Source organism: Flavobacterium amylolyticum, assembly GCF_048284335.1.
Lineage (GTDB): Bacteria > Bacteroidota > Bacteroidia > Flavobacteriales > Flavobacteriaceae > Flavobacterium.
Genome location: NZ_JBLVPG010000001.1, coordinates 220,173 through 240,955 on the forward strand (window position 1 = coordinate 220,173; position 20,783 = coordinate 240,955).

Genomic DNA, 20,783 nt, shown 5'->3' on the forward strand with positions numbered 1-20,783 from the left:
AAATTTAATTAAAAGAAAAACAAATTGCAAAGTAAGCGACATTTAAACTTTTAGAAGCGCTTTACCTTTGTGGTATAAATTTAAAAAAATGAAAACAAAAACTCAATTAGTAAGCGTATTATTCTTAATCCCTTTATTTATGTTCACCGCTTGTGCACAAACAACAAAAAAACAAGGCAATACAAAAAACCCTATCGCAATGGAAAATTCATTAAAAAAACCAGGAAATCCGTATTATTCAAATACCGATATGACAAAACTTAACGTAAGTGATGCCGAATGGAAAAAAGTTTTACCCGAAGATGTCTACGAAGTAACCCGCAATGCCGATACGGAAAGACCTTTTACAGGGAAATATTGGAACACGGATGAAAAAGGAACGTATTATTGTGCAGCCTGTGGCAATAAATTATTTCGCTCTGGCGCCAAATTTTCGAGCAATTGTGGATGGCCAAGCTTTTTTGAGCAAGACAATAAAAATAGCGTGGTTTATAAAACCGACAATTCACTGGGAATGGAAAGAATTGAAGCTCTTTGCGGAAGATGTGACGGGCATTTAGGACATCTTTTTGATGACGGACCAGAACCAACCAAAAAAAGATACTGTATGAACTCTATTGCACTTGACTTTATCCCTGACACCAAATAACATGAAAAACTTATTTTTAGTGTGCCTATTGACTACATGTAGTGTATTTGCACAAAACAAAACAGCTGATAAAGCTACAAAAGAATCTCCTCTTGAAACTATAACATTAGCCGGTGGCTGTTATTGGTGTGTAGAGGCGGTTTATGAAAATCTAAACGGTGTAAAATCAGCAATATCAGGATATGCAGGTGGTAAGAACGTGAATCCTACTTATGAAGATGTGTCTACGGGACGGTCCGGTTATGCCGAAGTCGTTCAAATTACCTATGATCAAAACGTAACAAATCTAGATGAAATTTTCAAAGTTTTTTTTACAGTCCATGATCCAACTACTTTAAACCGTCAGGGCGCAGATGTAGGCACACAATATCGTTCTGCTATTTTTTATAAAAATGAAACACAAAAAAAATCAGCACAAACGATAATAAATGCAATGAAAAAAGCTAAAATTTATGACACTCCTATTGTAACAACTTTAGAACCGCTGACCAAGTTTTATAAAGCCGAATCCTATCATCAAAATTATTATCAAAATAATAAAACGCAACCCTATTGCCAAATGGTAATTCAACCAAAAATGGAAAAGTTTGAAAAACTATTTAAAAGCAAACTTAAGAACCCGAAACAGTAAAAGTACAACAACCGCCACGAAACAAAACGAGGCGGTTTTTTTTATCTGTTTTAAAATAAGATGTTTTGTTAGTACTCCCTTAAATTTACTGTACGACATAATAATTTTGCTATATTTGTTTTACTGACTTTACCTACTAATAAAACATTCAAAATTTCTTTTCAAACAATAATTAGTACTAAACCAAACCACCTCAACTAATGAACAAAATTATTTTATTTACAGGCGTATTCGCTTTCTCTTTTTTTGCTTCTGCCCAAAATTCAGTTCTCAAATCTAAAATTACTCAAAAAGCTGCATCTTTAGAGTCCAAAGTTATTACATGGCGCAGAGACTTTCACCAAAACCCAGAATTAGGAAACAGGGAATTTAAAACTGCCGAAAAAATAGCAGTGCATTTGCGTTCTTTAGGTATTGAAGTACAAACTGGGGTTGCAAAAACTGGGGTTGTAGGAATTCTAAAAGGAGGAAAACCAGGGCCTGTTGTCGCTCTTAGGGCTGACATGGATGCATTACCGGTAAAAGAGAGAGTAAACATCCCTTTTGCTTCTAAAGTTGATGGCGAATATAACGGTCAGTCAGTGGGAGTTATGCATGCGTGCGGACATGATTCACATATAGCCATGCTGATGGGAACCGCCGAAATTTTAGCATCTATTAAAAGTGAATTAAAAGGAACAGTCAAATTCATTTTTCAACCTGCTGAAGAAGGCGCTCCAGAGGGAGAAGAAGGTGGAGCGGCATTAATGGTAAAAGAAGGCGTTCTTCAAAATCCAAAAGTAGATGTAATTTTTGGCTTACACATCAGTGCTCAAATGGAAGTAGGCAAAATTAATTACCGACCAAAAGGCGCTATGGCTTCCTCAGACTGGTTCAAAATAAAAATAAAAGGCAAACAATCACATGGCGCCAGCCCATGGCAATCTATAGACCCCATTGTTACAGCTTCGCAAATAATAATAGGCTTACAAACCATTGTTAGCCGAAACGTAAATCTTACTGAATCCGCTGCTGTGGTTAGTGTAGGAAAAATTACAGCTGGCGTACGTAGCAATATTATACCCGAAGAACTTGAAATGGCCGGAACAATACGCACACTGGATAAAAAAGTACAGGAAATGATTCACAACAGATTAAAACAAATCACTACTAATATTGCGGAAAGTGCTGGAGCTACTGCCGAAGTAAGTATCACAAAGCAAACATTGATAACCTATAACGACCCAATTTTAACCGAAAAAATGGTTCCTACATTAGAATCAGTCGCAGGAAAAAATAATATCTTATTAGCACCCGCAGCGACGGGAGCTGAAGATTTTTCGTATTACCAAGACAAGATTCCAGGATTTTTCTTTTTCTTGGGCGGTATGCCAAAAGGTACGAATGCAGCTGAAACAGCCTCACATCATACTCCCGATTTTTACATTGATGAAAGTGGTTTTGTATTAGGAATGAAAGCAATGTCAAATCTAACTTTAGATTACATGGAAATGAATGCTAAAAAATAATTTATTATAAATAAAAATTTAAAAAATTTCAGAAACAACAACCGAAAAGTGATTTTCGGTTTTTTTATGCACAAAACTAACGCAGCAAAATTTTACAATCCATCAACACATTGATTTTAAAGTATTTAATTACCTATAATAAGCATTTTTTAGTATATTTACTACTACATCTTACTGTGCGATTTAACCCTGAATTTTCTGAATTTAGTAAAAGGAATTATTAGTAAAACCCCAATTAGAAGACTGTAAAATGAAAGCACTTCAAACATATTTTAAAAAACGAAAAAGTGCCTTAAACCTCTTATTTAAAAAAAAACCACTATCGTATACCGTAGAAACTTTCCACGAACTCCGCGTGGAGATCAAAAAGATAAAAGCATTATTTGAATTAATGGTTTTTTGTTCTAAAAAATTGGAACAAAAGGAAACTTTTAAACCTTTTAAAATGATTTTTAGAGTAGCCGGAGAAGTCAGAGAACTGCAACTGGAACAAATTATTCTTGAAAAAGAGCCTACCTATTATTTATTAAGAAAATATCACAAACGATTAGAAAGGCTAGAAACCAAATCAGTAAAAAAATTTTTCACGATTGTAAATAAACACCTGATTAAAAAGCTAAAAGAAAAGTATCCCAAAATCATTACGGTGCTTACAAAAATAAGCAGCAAAAAAGCGCATCGTTACATCAATAAAATAAGAAATAAGACGCGAAAATTAATCAGTAAGGATGCTTATAAAAAAAACCAGATTCATGAATTTCGGAAACGATTAAAAGTGTACCAATACAATGATAAAATATTCGATTTAGATGATCAAAATAAATTGATTCCTGACAAGACTTTCTTGTTGAATATGCTTGGAGAATGGCATGATTATCACGTAATCCTCATCCATTTAAAAAGATTTATTAGTACAGAAAAGACAAATCCAAACGAAAAAAAGCACCTTAAAAGCATTAAAGTAGCAATCACCTCCAAAAGCAAAATACTTCACGAGAGGATAAATGCTTTACTTCCGATATCAAAATTACACAACACTGAAATACAACTCAACTCAGATTAGAGTTATAGCTTTTATTTAAATTTTTTACAATAACCTCTAAATAGAGTCAACGAATCTTATAATGTCTCCGAAAAAACAATTAATAACCCTGTTTTCTATTACAAAATACTTAAAAAAAATTAAACTAAAGTAAAGCACACACACTCCATTCTTGAAATGCTATTTTGAAATACTTAATAAAAAGTATAAACGAAATGAAATTATTATTCATACAAAAAAATTTAACATTTGTTGAACTTTAGTGATGTTTTAAGAATTAAAGAAATTAAATTAGTACATTTAACTACTCAATTGAAAGAAAAAGGACATTTACAAAATCTAAAACCTGCTTCTTAAAGTTGATAAAGTATCCCCGAATAAATTTAAACCTACAAAATCAAAAGGTTACACTTATGGAAGAAAACATCTACCCAGAATTATTCAATTTCTCTCCAGCACTTCTGTTAGTTATAAATCCTGACTTAACTATAATAGCGGTTACAGATGCTTTCTTGAAAGTCACCATGACGAAAAGAGAAAACATTTTAGATAAAAATATTTTCGAGGTGTTCCCAAATAATCCTGATGATGTAGTTGCCGATGGAGAAAAAAACATAAATGCTTCTTTTAATCGTGTATTAAAAAATAAGGAAACTGATTTTTTACCCGTCCAAAAATACGATATTAAAAAACCAGACGCTGACGGTGGGGGATACGAAGTTCGTTATTGGAAAATAAGTCACACTCCTGTATTAGATGCTGATAATAATGTTAAATATATTATACAACAAGGGGAGGATATCACAGAGAATCAATCTCTTATTTCAAATAATCAAGAATTAAAAAGAAATAATGAATTACTCAAAGAATCCTATGAATATTCTGAAGCAATAATTGATTCCATTCAGGAAACAATTTTGATACTCAATAAAGATTTTTGTATAAAATCAGCGAGTAAATCCTTTTATAAAAAACATCGCATCACCAAAGAAGAAACGGAAGGAAACTACTTATTTCAATTAAAAAATGGGCTATGGGATATTCCTGAACTCCATCAGTTACTTAATAATGCCCTTTCATGCACGGATAGTATTCCGGATTTAGAAGTAAAACATTTTTTCCCTAATCTTGGAGAAAAGACAATGTTACTTAATGCCAATTGTTTTGTAAAAAAAACAATTGGCGAAGAATTAATTCTACTAACCATAAAAGACATAACTGAAGTTAGAAGACTCGCCGATGAACTCCAGAGAAAAGAAAGAATACTGCTTGAAAAAGAACTGGAAATAAATAAAAAAACACTGATCAGAATTGAAAATAGCGAAAAACGCTATAATATGATGCTGATGAAATCTCCTTTTGCAATAGCAATATTAAAAGGGAAAGATATGATTGTTACCCTTGCCAATAAAAGCATAAAAGACATCTGGGGAAAAGGAGACGCTGTAGAAGGAAAAAAATTTATTGCCGTTTTACCTGAACTCATAGATTTACCTTTTCCAAAATTACTTGAAGAGGTCTTTAGATCAGGAATTCCTTTTTACGGAAACGAACTATTAGCACCTATTGTACGCAATGGAAAAACCGAAGAAACCTATTTCAACTTTGTATATCAACCCTATCTGGAAGCCAACGAAACAATTTCCGGAGTCACTATCATTGCTTACGATGTTACACCACAGGTAGTAGCAAAAAAAGAATTAATTGCGGCTAAAATTAATGCGGAATTAAAAACAAAAATAGCGGAAGAAGCAGTAAAGTCAAAGCAACAATTTCTTTCAAACATGAGTCATGAGATACGCACACCTATGAATGCCATAATTGGGTTTACTAATGTGGTCTTAAAGACTAATTTGAATGAATCCCAAAAAGAATATATTAATGCCATTAAAGAATCAGGAGATGCTTTGATTGTTTTGATTAATGATATCCTTGATATTGCTAAAGTTGATGCTGGAAAAATGACTTTTGAAAAGCTTCCATTAAGTTTGTCTGTGTCAGTTTCCACAATGCTCCATTTGTTTGAACCTAAAATGCAGGAGAAAAATTTACAACTAATCAATGATTATGACCTGAGGATTCCTGAAAATCTGTTAGGCGATTCGATGCGCTTACGGCAAATCATGCTTAATTTGATGAGCAATGCCGTAAAATTTACACCCAATGGAAAGATCACTATACGCGTTCACCTGCTGAATCAGGATTCTAAAAAAGCGACAATCGAATTCCTGATTATAGATACCGGAATAGGAATTCCCGAAAATAAATTAACCGAAGTCTTTAATAATTTTGAACAAGCAACGGCAGGAACAAGCAGCTCATTTGGAGGAACTGGATTAGGGCTTGCCATTGTAAAACAACTTGTAGAACTACAAGGAGGCAAAATTATAGTAAACAGTAAAGAAGACAAAGGGTCTACCTTTGGTTTCATTCTTAGTTTCGAAAAAGAAAATACTACACCCGAAATACAATCTATGGATACATTCAAATCACTACAAGAAAAAACATCAAAAGAAAAAACTGCCCAAAACATCAAAGTATTGGTTGTAGAAGATATTGCACTAAATCAACTTTTAATAAAAATAATACTTCTCGATTTTGGCTATGATGTGACCATTGCTGATAATGGTAAACTAGGCGTAGAAGAACTGCAAAAAAACAAGTATGACATTATTTTAATGGATTTACAAATGCCAGAAATGAACGGTTTCGAAGCCACTACTTACATTAGAAATATTATGAAATCAAAAATTCCAATTATAGCACTTACTGCTGATGTGACATCAGTAGACGTTAAAAAATGTAAAGAAGTCGGAATGAATGATTATGTGTCCAAACCTATTGATGAAAAACTATTATTTACCAAAATGAATCAATGTTTAAGTGATCTCAATACTGAAAAATAATAGTCTGATAGCACTACCTTATTTTGCATTTAGCAATTTAGATATTATAGAGTACACAGATATTCAATACCAAAAGAAGGTACAATACGGTCGAAATACGTTTCATAAATTATACTTCCTTAATATATGCAACCGAAAAGGAAATTATAACATATGAGACAAACCTGCTTGTATTGAAGCTTATAAAGTGCTGTAGTTGTTGTTCTAATAAATAATCCTACTGCTTTTAAAAATAGGAGATCGAATTGTTTTTGTAAATGTTCCTTAAGTGAATGCCGAATTAGTTGCCGTGCCTATTTTAAATAGAATTACTATACCCGATACACTATCGAGTATAGCATTCTCAAATTAACAATAAATTTGTCTGAAATTTTGAGCGCAGTTCATATTGAGGTATTCTAATTATTTAAAATAGCACCAATCATCAACGCACATTTTTCACCATCAATTGCCGCAGAAATTATTCCACCCGCATAACCAGCCCCTTCTCCGCAAGGATACAACCCTTTTATTTGAACATGCTCGTAAGTCAATGGGTCTCTGGGAATACGCACCGGTGATGACGTTCTGGATTCTGGGGCATGAAGCACTGCCTCATTGGTTAAATAACCACGCATCGCCTTTCCAAATTCCGTAAAACCTTCACGCAATATTTGTGATAAGAATTCAGGGAAAACTTGCCCCATTTCTACTGAAGTCGTTCCTGGAACATAAGATGTTTTAGGGATATCCGAAGATATTCTGTTCTGCGTAAAATCAATCATGCGTTGCGCAGGCACTTTTTGGCTTTCTCCTGCCAAATGCCATGCTTTTTGCTCGATACTTTTTTGAAATTCCATTCCGGCTAAAGCACCGAATTTAGCAAAAGGTTTAAAATCTTCCAGTTGAAGTTCAATTACAATTCCAGAATTTGCAGTAGCCTGATCTCTTTTGGATGGGGACCAACCATTAGTAACCACTTCGCCAGGGCTTGTGGCACAAGGCGCAATTACACCACCGGGGCACATACAGAACGAATACATTCCTCTTCCGCCAACTTGTTTCACGATGGAATATGGAGCTGGAGGCAAATACTCCCCACGATAATCACAGCTGTATTGAATACTATCGATCAAAGATTGTGGATGCTCTGCCCTAACGCCTAAAGCAAAAGGTTTGGCCTCTATAAAAACGTTCTTTCTATCTAATAATTCGAAAATATCACGAGCAGAATGTCCTGTAGCCAGAATGAGTTTATTGGCAAGAATCGTATCTCCTTTTTGAGTAACGACACCTTGCACTTCATTGTTTTTTAGAATAATATCTGTTAATCTCGTCTCAAACAAAACTTGGCCGCCGCTTTCAATAATTTTCTCGCGCATGTCTTGAATAATTTGAGGCAATTTATTTGTCCCAATATGCGGATGCGCTTCAATCAGAATATCCTCTGAAGCACCAAAAGCGACAAACAATTCCAAAACGCGTGTTACATCACCTCGTTTTTTAGAACGCGTGTATAATTTCCCGTCCGAATAGGTTCCTGCTCCGCCTTCGCCAAAACAATAATTGGAGTCTTCATTAACAATATGATCCAAATTGATTGCTTTCAAATCTCTTCTTCTACCTCGAACGTCTTTTCCACGCTCGATTACTATTGGTTTTAATCCCAACTCTATTAGTTGCAAAGCGGCAAAAAGTCCTGCAGGTCCAGCACCAACAACTATTACTTCTTGAGCTTCGGAAACATTCTTATACTCTGGAAGTTCAATTTTTTTCTCCTGATACGATTCTCCCTTAAAATAGATTAAAACTTTAAGATTAATTTTTATTGCTTTTTGACGTGCATCTATTGACCGTTTTAAAATAGAAATATGCTGAATTTCATGTACAGAAACGGTAATTTGTTTGGACAAATGGTCTTTTAGCAGTAAATCGTTTGCTGCTATTTCAGGTGATACTTGTAATAAGAGTTCTTGAGGCATTTTTATAGATTATTCGATTTTTTAGATTATTGACTTTAAAATGTTTAAAATAATCTAAGTGCAAAAGTAGTATTTTGTACGGACTTCCTGTTATTGAAAAGAAAATCCATTTTTCAAATCACCTTATTTTATAAATAGACTTTGTAACTTTGTACGTCAACAACAATTAACCTAACAAAATGTCTAGAAAAATAAAACTGATATGGGATTTCCGCGGGCCAGCTTCCGCAAAAACAGCAGAACATCACGAAATTCATTTGAAAGAATACATCACTATTGAAAAATTACCGTTAAGTATAACTGGATTTGAAATTCATGGTGAAATGCAAGCTATTGCTTTTATGGTAGTAACCGATGAATATATGATTCAGGTTCGAGATGCATTGAAACCACATCGTGGAGAACTTTATGTAGTCTAAAGTCATAGAGTAGAAATGCTAAAAAACCAAACTTTCTAAAACTTTATGATTGTAAGCCTTTCGATTTTATGATTAATTAGCTACCTCGCTGATGAATTTAATTCGCATCAAGCGCAATTCATCAATATCATAATCACCATCAAATTCTTTGAGTGCGTTTTCAATATTATCAGATTCAGATTCCATAAAATAATCATGAATTTCTTCTTGTTGATCATCATCAAGCATATCATCGATCCAATATTTTATATTCAGCTTGGTTCCGGAATAGACAATCTGCTCCATTTCTTTAATTAAAGCATCCATATTAATTCCTTTGGCAGAAGCAATATCATCTAGAGACAACTTCCTGTCGATATTTTGAATAATGTACAGTTTGTTAACTGAATTGACACCGGTTGATTTTACTACTAAATCCTCCGGACGAATGATATCGTTTTCCTCAACATATTGACTTATCAATTCTAAGAATTCTTTTCCGTATTTTTTAGCTTTTCCTTCACCAACTCCATGAATATTAATTAATTCTTCTTGAGAGACGGGATATTTCAAAGCCATATCTTCCAGAGATGGATCTTGAAAAACCACGAAAGGAGGAACACCAACTTTTTTAGCAACTTTTTTACGTAAATCACGCAACATACTCATCAAAACTTCATCAGCAACTCCCGTTGATTTAGAAGCTGTTACAATCGCTTCATCTACAGTCTCATTGTATTCATGGTCCTCAGACATCATAAAAGATTTTGGGTTTTTAATAAAATCCAATCCTTTATTAGTGATTTTAACTATGCCGTAGGTTTCAATATCTTTAGATAAGTACCCCGCTACCAGAACTTGTCGCAACAAGGCCATCCAGTATTTTTCATCATGAGCTGAACCACATCCAAAAAAAGATTGCGTATCCGTTCTATGCGCTTTTATCACAGCATTGACACGTCCAATTAACGTAAAAACAACCTCTTTAGATTTGTACAAATGTTTGGTGTCTCGAACTACTTGCAACAGTTGTACTACTTGATCTTTCGCCTCAATTTTTGTTTTTGGATTTCTAACGTTGTCATCCATATCAGCTCCTTCGCCTGTAATATCATCAAATTCTTCACCAAAATAATGCAATAAAAACTTTCTTCTTGACATCGAAGTTTCTGCATACGCAACAACTTCCTGCAGTAAAGCAAATCCAATTTCCTGCTCAGCAACAGGTTTACCAGACATGAATTTTTCTAATTTCTCAACATCTTTGTAGGAGTAATAAGCCAAACAATGACCTTCGCCCCCATCCCTACCGGCACGACCCGTTTCCTGATAATAACTTTCTAATGATTTAGGAATATCATGATGAATTACAAAACGTACATCCGGTTTGTCAATACCCATCCCAAAAGCAATAGTTGCCACCACAACATCTACATCTTCCATAAGAAACATATCCTGATGTTTGGCACGGGTTTTAGCATCTAATCCCGCATGATACGGCACAGCACTTATTCCATTTACTTGTAAAACCTCAGCAATGGCCTCTACTTTTTTGCGACTTAAACAATAAATGATTCCAGATTTCCCCTTGTGCTGTTTTATAAAACGAATAATATCTGATTCGATATTCTTCGTTTTAGTACGCACTTCGTAATATAAATTGGGTCTGTTGAAAGATGCTTTAAAAGTCTTTGCATCGGTCATATCTAAATTCTTCAGGATGTCTTCCTGTACTTTAGGGGTAGCTGTTGCTGTTAATCCTATAATAGGTACATCTCCAAGTTGCTTAATGATGTGTTTTAGATTTCGATATTCAGGTCTAAAATCATGACCCCATTCTGAAATACAATGTGCCTCATCAATTGCGACAAAAGAAATCGTAACATTTTTTAAAAAATTTACATATTCCTCTTTGGTTAAAGACTCAGGTGCTACATAAAGCAATTTAGTCAATCCGGAGGTAATATCTTTCTTTACTTGAATGATTTCGGTTTTAGTAAGCGAGGAATTCAAAACATGAGCTACACCATTTTCAGAAGACAAACTTCTAATGGCATCCACCTGATTTTTCATTAAAGCAATCAATGGTGAAACTACAATAGCAGTCCCTTCCTGAATTAGTGCTGGCAGTTGATAACAAAGTGATTTTCCTCCACCAGTAGGCATTATCACAAATGTATTCTCTTGATTCAGGATACATTTTATAACTTGTTCCTGCAACCCTTTGAATTGGCTAAAGCCAAAATACTTCTTTAATTCTTTGTGTATGTCAATTTCGTTTGGATTCATTCTTTATTATGTGGTATTTTGTATAAATTTGCAACACCTAAAGGTACAAATTTCTTTTACACATACAAATTTTAATCATTCTGTTTTGATCACTAAAGAAAATATATTGGCCAGTGCCAAAAAAACTATCGTTTCGGAGAGCCAATCCATCGCTAAACTGTCTGATTTTCTGGATGAAAATTTTAGTCACGCAGTTCAAAAAATCTATAATTCTAAAGGGCGATTAGTTGTAACAGGAATAGGAAAAAGTGCTATTATTGCTCAAAAAATGGTGGCTTCCTTTAATTCTACAGGAACACCATCGCTTTTCCTTCACGCTTCCGAAGCCATTCATGGAGATTTAGGAATGATTCAAAACGAAGATGTGATTATTTGTATTTCAAAAAGCGGCAATAGTCCCGAAATAAAAGTCTTAGTACCACTCTTAAAAAGATTTGGAAATACCCTAATTGCCATAACCGGTAACATGAGCTCGTTTTTGTCCAAAGAATCTGATTTTGTACTGAACACCACAGTAGATTCTGAATCGTGTCCCAACAATCTGGCCCCAACAAACAGTACCACTGCACAATTAGTAATGGGTGATGCGATGGCGGTTTGTTTGATGGAAATGCGGGATTTCAAACCGGAAGATTTTGCGGTGTATCATCCTGGAGGTGCCTTAGGCAAAAAATTATTACTACGTGTAAAAGACATGTTGGAACACAGCTTAAAACCTATGGTTACAGCAGAATCATCCATAAAAAAGGTTATTTTTGAGATTTCTGAAAAACGTCTTGGAGTAACGGCAGTGGTTGAAAACTATACCGTAATTGGGATAATTACGGATGGAGATATTCGAAGAATGTTAAGCGACAGAGATACTTTTGCTGATTTGACAGCAAAGGATATCATGACAAAAAATCCAAAAATGACCACTTCTAACGCTATGGTAGTGGAAGCGCTAAACATCATGGAAGATTTTTCCATCACTCAATTAGTAGTTATGGACGGGAAGGAATACAAAGGCATATTGCATTTACACGATATTTTAAAAGAAGGAATAGTATAATGGCGAAAAAAAACTTAAACGAAATGTCGTTTTTAGATCATCTGGAAGAATTAAGATGGTTATTAGTTCGAAGCACGATTGCAATATTAATATTGGCAACGATCACTTTTTTTGTTAGTGATTATATTTTTGACGTCATTATTTTTGGCCCGACCAATTCAAATTTCATAACGTACCGCTTTTTTTGTGACTTATCCAATTATTTAGGTTTTGCCGAAAGTATTTGTGTAACAGAAATGCCTTTCATCATTCAAAACACTAATATGGAAGGACAAATCAATGTTTTGATTTGGACTTGTATAACTGCTGGATTTATTCTTGGTTTCCCAATTATTCTTTGGGAAGTTTGGAAATTCATCAGTCCGGCACTCTATGATACCGAGAAAAAACATGCCAAACTTTTTATTTTTTCATCGTCCTTGCTTTTCTTCACAGGAGTATTGTTTGGTTACTATGTAATTGTACCAATGTCCGTCAATTTCTTTGCTACGTTCACCATAAGCCCGGTAGTAAAAAACCAGTTTAGTATTGATTCGTATATTGGATTGGTAAAAACAAGTGTAATTGCTTGCGGACTGTTCTTTGAATTACCAATAATCATCTATTTTTTGACTAAACTAGGATTAGTAACTCCAGTTTTTTTACGAAAATACTGGAAATATGCCGTAATTATCATTCTTATAGTTGCCGCAATTGTCACTCCTCCAGATGTTGTGAGCCAAATAATTGTAACAATTCCGATGTTAATAATCTATGAAGCAAGTATCTTAATTTCAAAAATAGTAGTAAAAAATCAAAAAAAAGCAAATGGCTGATATAATAGAAGAATTCAATGAGTACCGTTCTAAAATGAACGAAAAATTATTGGCAGACAATAATAAAATTGTAAAGCGAATTTTTAATTTGGATACCAATGCTTATGCAGCGGGAGCTCTGGATGTAAAAACAAAAGAATTATTGGGACTAGTCGCTTCGGCAGTTTTACGCTGTGATGACTGTGTAAAATACCATTTGGAAACCAGCCATAAAGAAGGCGTAACCAAAGAAGAAATGATGGAAGCTATGGGTATTGCAACACTCGTTGGCGGAACTATAGTTGTACCACATTTAAGAAGAGCCTATGAATTCTGGGAAGCTTTAGAAGCAACCGCTACAAAATAATATTTTTCTTTAAACTAAAAGATTCCAGACAACTACTCAAATAAGAACATTGGGAAGTAAACCTGTACCAAATAATTGTTAAGAAGTAAAACCGTTTAATTGTTTATTCGTTTATTTGACGGGTTAAACCAGTAAACGGTTAAACGATTAAGCCAACAAATATGAAATTAAGAGCCGAAAATCTAATCAAAACCTATAAAGGACGCAGTGTTGTAAAAGGCATTTCGGTAGAGGTAAATCAAGGAGAAATTGTGGGGCTCTTGGGACCCAATGGCGCTGGAAAGACAACTTCTTTTTATATGATTGTGGGATTGGTTAAACCAAACTCCGGCAACATATTTCTTGATGATTTGAATATTACCGATTATCCTATGTACAAAAGAGCACAGCAGGGAATTGGATACTTGGCACAAGAAGCGTCTGTTTTTAGAAAATTAAGTATCGAGGATAATATATTGAGCGTTTTGCAATTGACAAAACTGTCCAAGGCTGAGCAAGAAGCAAAGATGGAAAGCTTAATCGATGAGTTCAGCTTAGAACACATTCGTACGAATAGAGGGGATTTACTTTCGGGTGGAGAACGCCGTCGTACCGAAATTGCCCGTTGTCTGGCTACTGACCCTAAATTCATATTGTTAGACGAGCCTTTTGCAGGTGTCGATCCCGTTGCCGTGGAGGATATTCAGCGGATTGTAGCGCAATTAAAAAATAAAAATATAGGCATTCTTATTACTGATCATAACGTGCAGGAAACTTTAGCCATTACTGATAAAACCTATTTGATGTTTGAAGGTGGGATTCTAAAAGCTGGAATTCCAGAAGAATTAGTAGAAGATGAAATGGTACGTCGCGTTTATCTGGGACAAAATTTTGAGTTGAGAAAGAAGAAATTAGAGTTTTAAAAAAGTGGTCAGATTTTGAGTGGTGAGATTTAAAGACTAAAAATCATTAAAAATGCAAAAACAAGATAACTCAAGTCAAAAAACTCAAGAAAAATGGTCCAAAGATCCTGACAACTGGATTTGGGGAATGTTTTATTACAACAAAGAGGACAGGCGTATTTTTCCTCCGAAGAAGATTGCTTGGATGGGAAACACTGTAAACTTTGCCAATCCTAAATCAGTATTTTTTATGATTGGAGCGCTAATGTTTTTTTCTTTTGTACTCTTTACGATCCTGAAAAATCAATAACTACTCCTGAGTAATATACCGCAATTGCTGCAAATCACCATTATAGATATTGATGTCTACAGGACCTTTAATACCCGGAATCGATCCTTTTTCAGAGAATTGCCAGAACAACCAATTTTCGTCTATTTCCTCCCTATAAAAATTATAATTGGCAATCCAAAAAAGATAGTCGCTGAATTCTTCTTTCAAAAAATCATCATAATACCGCTCACCGGTATAAATAATGGGCTTAACACCATAATGGGATTCTACTGCATGTAACCAACGCTTCAGGCCTAATTTAAGATTGCTAATTGACTGATTTTTAGGCAATTTTTCAATATCTAAAACGGGTGGTAAATCTCCTTTTTGAAGGATAACCGTTTTTATAAAAAGTGCAGCTTGTTCCAGTGAATTTTCATTTGGGCGGTAGTAATGATAGGCGCCGCGAATCATTTTATTTTCTTTGGCACCACGCCAATTCCTATTAAATTCTCTGTCTTTTCGGTCTTTTCCAACTGTGGCACGGATGAAAACATAATGCAATGGATATTTTTTTTCTAAAGTATCTACATACGACCAATTGATTTTTCCTTGGTATTCTGAAACATCAATACCTATACTTTTTCCTTCATGTTTTTCTAAAACCTGATAATTTCGAACATCCGAGATGCGTTTAGCCTCTCTCTCTGCCCTAATAATTTTATCCGATTTAAAACTAAAATAATAGGCTAAACCATTTCGATAATGAAAACCAACTCCAACGAGCAGTACCACGAAAAAAGTAATAATAGAATAGTGTAGCAACTTTCCGGAGAAAACAGTTGGTTTCTTTTTTGGTTTACGAACTACATTAGTTTTTCTTCGTACGGTTTGTTTTCTCATACAAAAACTACTTTTTGAGCACTTTATTATTCACAACCGACAACAATACATAAAATAGTATCAACAAAGGAATTCCTAAATAATGGAAGAAAATCAACAACAAAACCGAACAAATCAAGAAGATAACTTGAAGTGTATTTTCTTTAAAACTAAACTTCTTGATTTTTAAAGAAAATAACGGAATTTCAGCATTTAGCATATACGCACTCAATACGGTTAGCATTAATAAAAACCATGGATTGGTCAATAGCTCAACGATGAATATTGAATCCGTATATTGTAAAACCAAAGGCAAACTTAGAATAAACAGCGCATTGGCTGGTGTGGGCAACCCGATGAAAGAATCCGTTTGTCGGGTATCAATATTAAAATTAGCCAAACGGTAGCAAGAACCCATAGCAATTATAAATCCTAAATAAGGAAAAAACTGTAAATGGGCTGCTGGCGCTGTTGTTAAATGACTAACCATCATTTGAAACATTACCAATCCTGGAACAACGCCACTAGTCACCATGTCTGCCAAAGAATCCAATTGCAAGCCCAGCGGACTGGAAACGTTGAATAAACGGGCAAAAAAACCATCAAAAAAATCCAAAAAGATACCCAGACAAACAAAATAAAAGGCCATTTCGAAATCTTGATTAAAAGCAAACACAAAAGCGATGCAGCCACAAAAAAGATTAAGTAAAGTAATGATATTCGGGATGTGTTTTTTAATAGTCATCATAATACGGTTTAAGGAATCAAAGTTGGTAAATTTAGTATAATAAGTGAATGGAATGTACGTTTTTTAATAGAGATTTTATAACAACATTTGTTTTTGGCAGCAATTATTTCTTTCTCAAATTTATTTAATAAAAGGAAGAAACAACCTCAGCAAAAAATTATATTTTTGATAAAAATTAAACAGACTTTCGGTTTATAAAAATGACACCTTTGAGAAAAAGTTTTTTAGTAGCTACGCTTTTGTTTAGCACCTTTATTTACAGTCAATCCGTAAGAAAATACTCTAATGAGTTTATGAACATCGGCGTGGATGCAGCAGCATTGGGTATGTCAAATACGGTTGTAGCGGCTACCAATGATGTCAATTCAGGGTATTGGAATCCTGCCGGACTCATGCATCTGGAAGACCATCAGGTATCAGTAATGCACGCCAATTATTTTGCTAACATTGCCCAGTACGATTATTTGGCCTATGCCAGCCCTATTGATGATCGCAGTGCTTGGGGAATTTCGTTGATCCGTTTTGGGGTAGACGACATTCTGAATACCACCGAACTAATCGACAATCAGGGGAATATCGATTACAACCGAATCAGTCTTTTTTCGACTGCTGATTATGGCTTCACTTTTTCTTATGCTCGAAAACTACCTGTTCCGGGATTTCAATATGGTGTCAATTCCAAAATCATCCGACGTATTATTGGTAAGTTTGCCAATTCATGGGGATTTGGTTTTGATGTTGGACTACAATTCGAAAGAAACAACTGGCAATTTGGTTTGATGCTTCGCGACATTACCACCACGTATAATGTTTGGAATATTGATGAAGAGGAGTATCAGAAAATCGCGAATGCAATTCCTGGAGAAAATCAGGATTTACCGGAAAGTACTGAAATTACGGCGCCCAAAGCACAATTAGGAATTGCCAAAAAATTCATCATCCGATACGATTATAGTATTTTGGCTGCTGCCAATATGAATATGCGATTTACTAAAACCAATGATCTTATCGCGACTGATTTTGTCAGTATCGATCCGGCTTTAGGATTAGAATTTGGGTATACAAATCTAGTTTTCGTTCGTGCCGGAGTAGGGAATTTTCAAAATCTAGAACAACTAGACAACACTGAAAAAGTAGGATTCCAACCTAATATTGGCTTGGGATTTAAATATAAAGGCATTCAGATTGATTATGCGTTAACTGATTTAGGCAATCAAAGTGCTGCGCTCTACTCGAATATTTTTTCGGTAAAAGTAGATTTGGGCATGTTTAGAAATTAATTTGGATGTGACAATCTAAATTAAACGGCGTTATTAAAACCAACAATAAAAGTATTTTAGAGACTACAAAGTCATATGAATGCTTCCCCAACAATTGACCTTCTAAATGATTAAAAAATCCGTGTGACACTCTTTCTTTAAGTATCTTTGCACAATAATTTCTTTACCTGTAATAGTAAAATAGGCCTTTTATATAAAAAATCACATACTTTATCCTTATACAAGCAAACGAATGAACGCTTACTTATTAAAAAAATATTCCTTTTTCCTATTCTTTTTTTTAACTGTAAACTACAGTTTCGGACAAAACACACAATTATCCCAAAAAGTACAGGTCAGCGTAATCACTTGTGGCACTGGCAATGAATCATATTCTCTTTTTGGGCACACTGCAATTCGCGTACGAGATACAGTCAATGCCATTGATGTGGTGTATAATTACGGTGCTTTTGATTTTAATACCCCTAATTTTGTAATGAAATTTATAAAAGGAGACTTGCAATATTTTGCTGTCGTACACTCCTATCCGGATTTCATCAATCAATATCAGTATGAAAAAAGATCTGTATATGAACAGGAACTAAACATTCCAGTTACATTAAAACAGAAACTATATGACAATCTGAATACCTCCTTAGCTTCAGGAGAAAGTCATTACACCTACAAATTCATTGACAAAAATTGTACATCAATGGTAGTGGACATTATTAATAAAACATTAGACTCCGTTACAATTGTAAAAAAAACAGATACTAAAATCTCGTACAGAACCATATTATATCCCTATTTTGAGGGACATTTTTATGAAAAATTAGGTACCAGTATCATTTTTGGAAAAAAAGTTGATCAATTAGGAACCAAAATATTTTTACCCTTAGAACTACAAAAAAGTCTAAAAAAGATTTCTTTTCAAAGCTCCCCTCTGGTACAGAAAAACAAAACTATAATTGAATTTAAAAATGAAGTTGCCTTCTCTTGGTGGAATAACCCGTATTCTTACCTCATACTACTAAGCTTGATCGTTTTTATAAACAAAAAAAGTGTCGATTTGTTCTACCTGACCCTACTGGCAATACTTGGGTTATTCTTTTCGTTTGTGGGTCTTTATTCCTCCCATCTTGAGTTAGGATATAACTATAATATTTTATTATTTAACCCAACCTTATTAGGCTTACTCTATTTCTATTGGATCAGAAATAAAAAAGGAATTTACAATTTGGCGTTACTTAACTTAATATCGTTACTACTCTATTTCTTTTTTATAATCAACAAAGCACATTTAGTAATGGTTCTTCCATTGATAGCCTCCAGTGCTATAATTTTACTGAGAATGGCCATTCAAAATAAAAAGCGAATTCCTATAATTATATAAAAGTAGCTCTTTAATTAGTAATAATAATTACCCTTATTGTCCCCTATAAAATAATACAGTAGTAATGGTTTTAAAAACTATGTTTAAATCCAGATAAATACTTCGGTGTTTAATATAATACAAGTCATATTGCAGCTTGATTAAACTATCCTCAATGGTTTCTCCATACGAATAATTGACTTGAGCCCAACCGGTAAGTCCCGGCTTAATAATGTGTCGGGTTTCATAGAAAGGCATTATTTCAGCAATTTCTTTTACAAAAACTGGTCGTTCCGGACGTGGGCCTATAACGGCCATATCTCCTTTTAAAATATTGATAAACTGAGGAAATTCATCTATTCTGGTTTTACGCATAAATTTACCAAACAAGGTCACACGCGCATCATTCATAACAGTAAAAACGGCTCCATTGGATTCGGAATTTTCAACCATCGTACGGAATTTTAAAATTTTAAAAACAGCACCGTCTTTACCCACACGTTCTTGTACATAAAAAATACTACCTCTGTTTCCTATTAAATTTCCAACCATTATAAAAGGAAACAAAAATATACCTAAAGCTAGACCCAGTAAGGAAACATTTACTTCTAAAATACGTACAATCAATAAATATAATTTATTTTGATTGCTTCGACTAAAGGGAAAAAAACGATAAAAATCTCTTGAAATATACTGCATTGGTATACGCTGCGTCTTACTTTCGTACACTTGCGTGTATTCCCTGATAATACTTCCTGATTCTAATAAGTGCAGCAACTGTTGGTACAAATCCGCAGTAATACCCTCTGTTTTCTGGGAAGCAATCACAATTTCAGAGATACCATTTTCTTTTACAAAAGAAAACAAGTCATATCTTTCTATATGTTGTACATAATGGTACTCTTCAACTTTTTGTTCACTAATATCAGTATTAACAAAACCAATTATTTTATAATGGGGATCGATATTTTCTAATCCTAAAATCAGTTCTTTTACCTGCTCTTGATCACAAATCAATATTGCTTTTTGAAAGAATCGGTTGGAGGCCAAAAATGTCACATACAACATGCGCCATGTAAATAATGCCATAAAAGTCACCAAAAAAAACAATAGAATTTGCAACCGGTTGGTGGGTAATTGTGGAGAAAAGAAAGGTGTTAATAAGTACACTAATACTGTAGTGGAAACAGTAATAATTGTACTTTTAAGAACCTGAAATTGGTTGCTGGCTACTTGAAGATTATACATTTCGAAAATAGTACCAAATATATTAATATAGATTGACAAGACAATTGTCCAGTAATAATTAGTGGCCGATATTGTAAAATAATCAAACGCAAACACCTTTCCGGTAATGTACAGAGCCATTAAAACAAATAGAACATCAAAAACTCGCAAGATCATTTTCCGTTCTGATATTTCAAAATGCATTTTATCAACTGAAAACATGGCTCGTATTTAATATTATGGGTGCAATTTAACGCTTTTGTTTCTAAGAAGTTTTAAGCTATCAAAAAAAAATTAACAAAATTTTAATATTTATACTTAAACCCAACATCTATTTTAAAAAGTCGTATTTATATACACTTTATTGTTCCTTTACTGACAATAATGGCATTAGATCGAAAGATACTAATGCTCAAATTTAGAGAAGGAAAACCATTTTTCATTTGAACAATACGAAGAATCCTAGCTTCAAAATTTATCTCCTCTATTTTTTGATAAGTCTAGGTTGATTTATATTCGTTAAAGTTCTGTTTCATTATACATTTTG

18 protein-coding genes are annotated in these 20,783 nt (G+C 34.0%); 13 read left to right on the plus strand and 5 right to left on the minus strand.

Annotated features, from left to right (window positions below):
• The first annotated feature begins 88 nt into the window (after nt 1–88).
• The 5 genes from msrB (at nt 89) to ACNQF9_RS00995 (ending at nt 6,736) form a co-directional block, all read left to right on the plus strand.
• Complete coding sequence (gene msrB / locus ACNQF9_RS00975; protein WP_417989445.1) at nt 89–649, plus strand: peptide-methionine (R)-S-oxide reductase MsrB; 561 nt, start codon at nt 89–91, stop codon at nt 647–649.
• 1 nt (nt 650) lies between these two features.
• A complete protein-coding gene (gene msrA / locus ACNQF9_RS00980; RefSeq protein ID WP_417989446.1) occupies nt 651–1,280 on the plus strand; it encodes a peptide-methionine (S)-S-oxide reductase MsrA in 630 nt (209 codons plus the stop codon).
• Between the two features lie 200 nt (nt 1,281–1,480).
• Complete coding sequence (locus tag ACNQF9_RS00985; protein ID WP_417989447.1) at nt 1,481–2,788, plus strand: amidohydrolase; 1,308 nt, start codon at nt 1,481–1,483, stop codon at nt 2,786–2,788.
• A gap of 250 nt (nt 2,789–3,038) precedes the next feature.
• On the plus strand, nt 3,039–3,851 hold the full coding sequence (locus ACNQF9_RS00990) for a CHAD domain-containing protein (RefSeq protein WP_417989448.1): 813 nt from the start codon (nt 3,039–3,041) through the stop codon (nt 3,849–3,851).
• Between the two features lie 392 nt (nt 3,852–4,243).
• Nucleotides 4,244–6,736 carry a PAS domain-containing hybrid sensor histidine kinase/response regulator gene (locus ACNQF9_RS00995; RefSeq protein ID WP_417958406.1) on the plus strand — a complete coding sequence of 831 codons (2,493 nt, stop codon included), beginning with the start codon at nt 4,244–4,246 and terminating at the stop codon, nt 6,734–6,736.
• 398 nt (nt 6,737–7,134) lie between these two features.
• Here ACNQF9_RS00995 and ACNQF9_RS01000 read toward each other — a convergent pair whose 3' ends face one another.
• Entirely contained in the window at nt 7,135–8,697 is a 1,563-nt protein-coding gene (locus ACNQF9_RS01000) for an NAD(P)/FAD-dependent oxidoreductase (protein WP_417958407.1), read from the minus strand.
• 179 nt (nt 8,698–8,876) lie between these two features.
• Between ACNQF9_RS01000 and ACNQF9_RS01005 the strand changes: the two genes are divergently transcribed.
• Entirely contained in the window at nt 8,877–9,116 is a 240-nt protein-coding gene (locus ACNQF9_RS01005) for a hypothetical protein (RefSeq protein ID WP_417958408.1), read from the plus strand.
• 72 nt (nt 9,117–9,188) lie between these two features.
• On the opposite strand, the gene recQ is transcribed toward ACNQF9_RS01005, so the two are convergent.
• Nucleotides 9,189–11,384, minus strand: a complete 2,196-nt coding sequence (gene recQ, locus ACNQF9_RS01010) for a DNA helicase RecQ (protein ID WP_417989449.1) — start codon at nt 11,382–11,384, stop codon at nt 9,189–9,191.
• A gap of 85 nt (nt 11,385–11,469) precedes the next feature.
• On the opposite strand from recQ, the gene ACNQF9_RS01015 reads away from it, so the two are divergent.
• The 5 genes from ACNQF9_RS01015 to ACNQF9_RS01035 all read left to right on the plus strand — a co-directional run bounded on the left by ACNQF9_RS01015 (nt 11,470) and on the right by ACNQF9_RS01035 (nt 14,787).
• Complete coding sequence (locus ACNQF9_RS01015; protein ID WP_417958410.1) at nt 11,470–12,435, plus strand: KpsF/GutQ family sugar-phosphate isomerase; 966 nt, start codon at nt 11,470–11,472, stop codon at nt 12,433–12,435.
• A complete protein-coding gene (tatC, locus tag ACNQF9_RS01020; protein ID WP_417958411.1) occupies nt 12,435–13,250 on the plus strand; it encodes a twin-arginine translocase subunit TatC in 816 nt (271 codons plus the stop codon). Before ACNQF9_RS01015 ends, tatC begins: the two co-directional genes overlap by 1 nt.
• Nucleotides 13,243–13,596 (plus strand): carboxymuconolactone decarboxylase family protein, encoded by a 354-nt coding sequence (locus tag ACNQF9_RS01025; protein ID WP_417958412.1) that lies wholly within the window; start codon nt 13,243–13,245, stop codon nt 13,594–13,596. The genes tatC and ACNQF9_RS01025 overlap by 8 nt, the downstream gene beginning before the upstream one ends.
• Nucleotides 13,597–13,757: 161 nt before the next feature.
• Nucleotides 13,758–14,498 carry an LPS export ABC transporter ATP-binding protein gene (gene lptB / locus ACNQF9_RS01030; protein ID WP_066082639.1) on the plus strand — a complete coding sequence of 247 codons (741 nt, stop codon included), beginning with the start codon at nt 13,758–13,760 and terminating at the stop codon, nt 14,496–14,498.
• 52 nt (nt 14,499–14,550) lie between these two features.
• Nucleotides 14,551–14,787, plus strand: coding sequence for a DUF5808 domain-containing protein (locus ACNQF9_RS01035; protein WP_417958413.1), 237 nt, complete (start codon nt 14,551–14,553; stop codon nt 14,785–14,787).
• Here the strand turns inward: ACNQF9_RS01035 and ACNQF9_RS01040 are convergent, their stop codons facing one another.
• Together ACNQF9_RS01040 and ACNQF9_RS01045 are read right to left on the minus strand one after the other, a co-directional pair.
• Nucleotides 14,788–15,651, minus strand: a complete 864-nt coding sequence (locus ACNQF9_RS01040) for a glycoside hydrolase family 25 protein (protein ID WP_417958414.1) — start codon at nt 15,649–15,651, stop codon at nt 14,788–14,790.
• 7 nt (nt 15,652–15,658) lie between these two features.
• Nucleotides 15,659–16,375, minus strand: a complete 717-nt coding sequence (locus ACNQF9_RS01045; RefSeq protein WP_417989848.1) for a CDP-alcohol phosphatidyltransferase family protein — start codon at nt 16,373–16,375, stop codon at nt 15,659–15,661.
• Nucleotides 16,376–16,587: 212 nt separating this feature from the next.
• On the opposite strand from ACNQF9_RS01045, the gene ACNQF9_RS01050 reads away from it, so the two are divergent.
• Both ACNQF9_RS01050 and ACNQF9_RS01055 read left to right on the plus strand, forming a co-directional pair.
• A complete protein-coding gene (locus ACNQF9_RS01050) occupies nt 16,588–17,658 on the plus strand; it encodes a putative type IX sorting system protein PorV2 (RefSeq protein WP_470303275.1) in 1,071 nt (356 codons plus the stop codon).
• A 232-nt stretch (nt 17,659–17,890) separates the two neighbouring features.
• A complete protein-coding gene (locus ACNQF9_RS01055; protein WP_417989450.1) occupies nt 17,891–19,030 on the plus strand; it encodes a lipoprotein N-acyltransferase Lnb domain-containing protein in 1,140 nt (379 codons plus the stop codon).
• Between the two features lie 33 nt (nt 19,031–19,063).
• Here the strand turns inward: ACNQF9_RS01055 and ACNQF9_RS01060 are convergent, their stop codons facing one another.
• Nucleotides 19,064–20,458, minus strand: coding sequence for an exopolysaccharide biosynthesis polyprenyl glycosylphosphotransferase (locus ACNQF9_RS01060; RefSeq protein ID WP_417989451.1), 1,395 nt, complete (start codon nt 20,456–20,458; stop codon nt 19,064–19,066).
• Nucleotides 20,459–20,783: the final 325 nt, after the last annotated feature.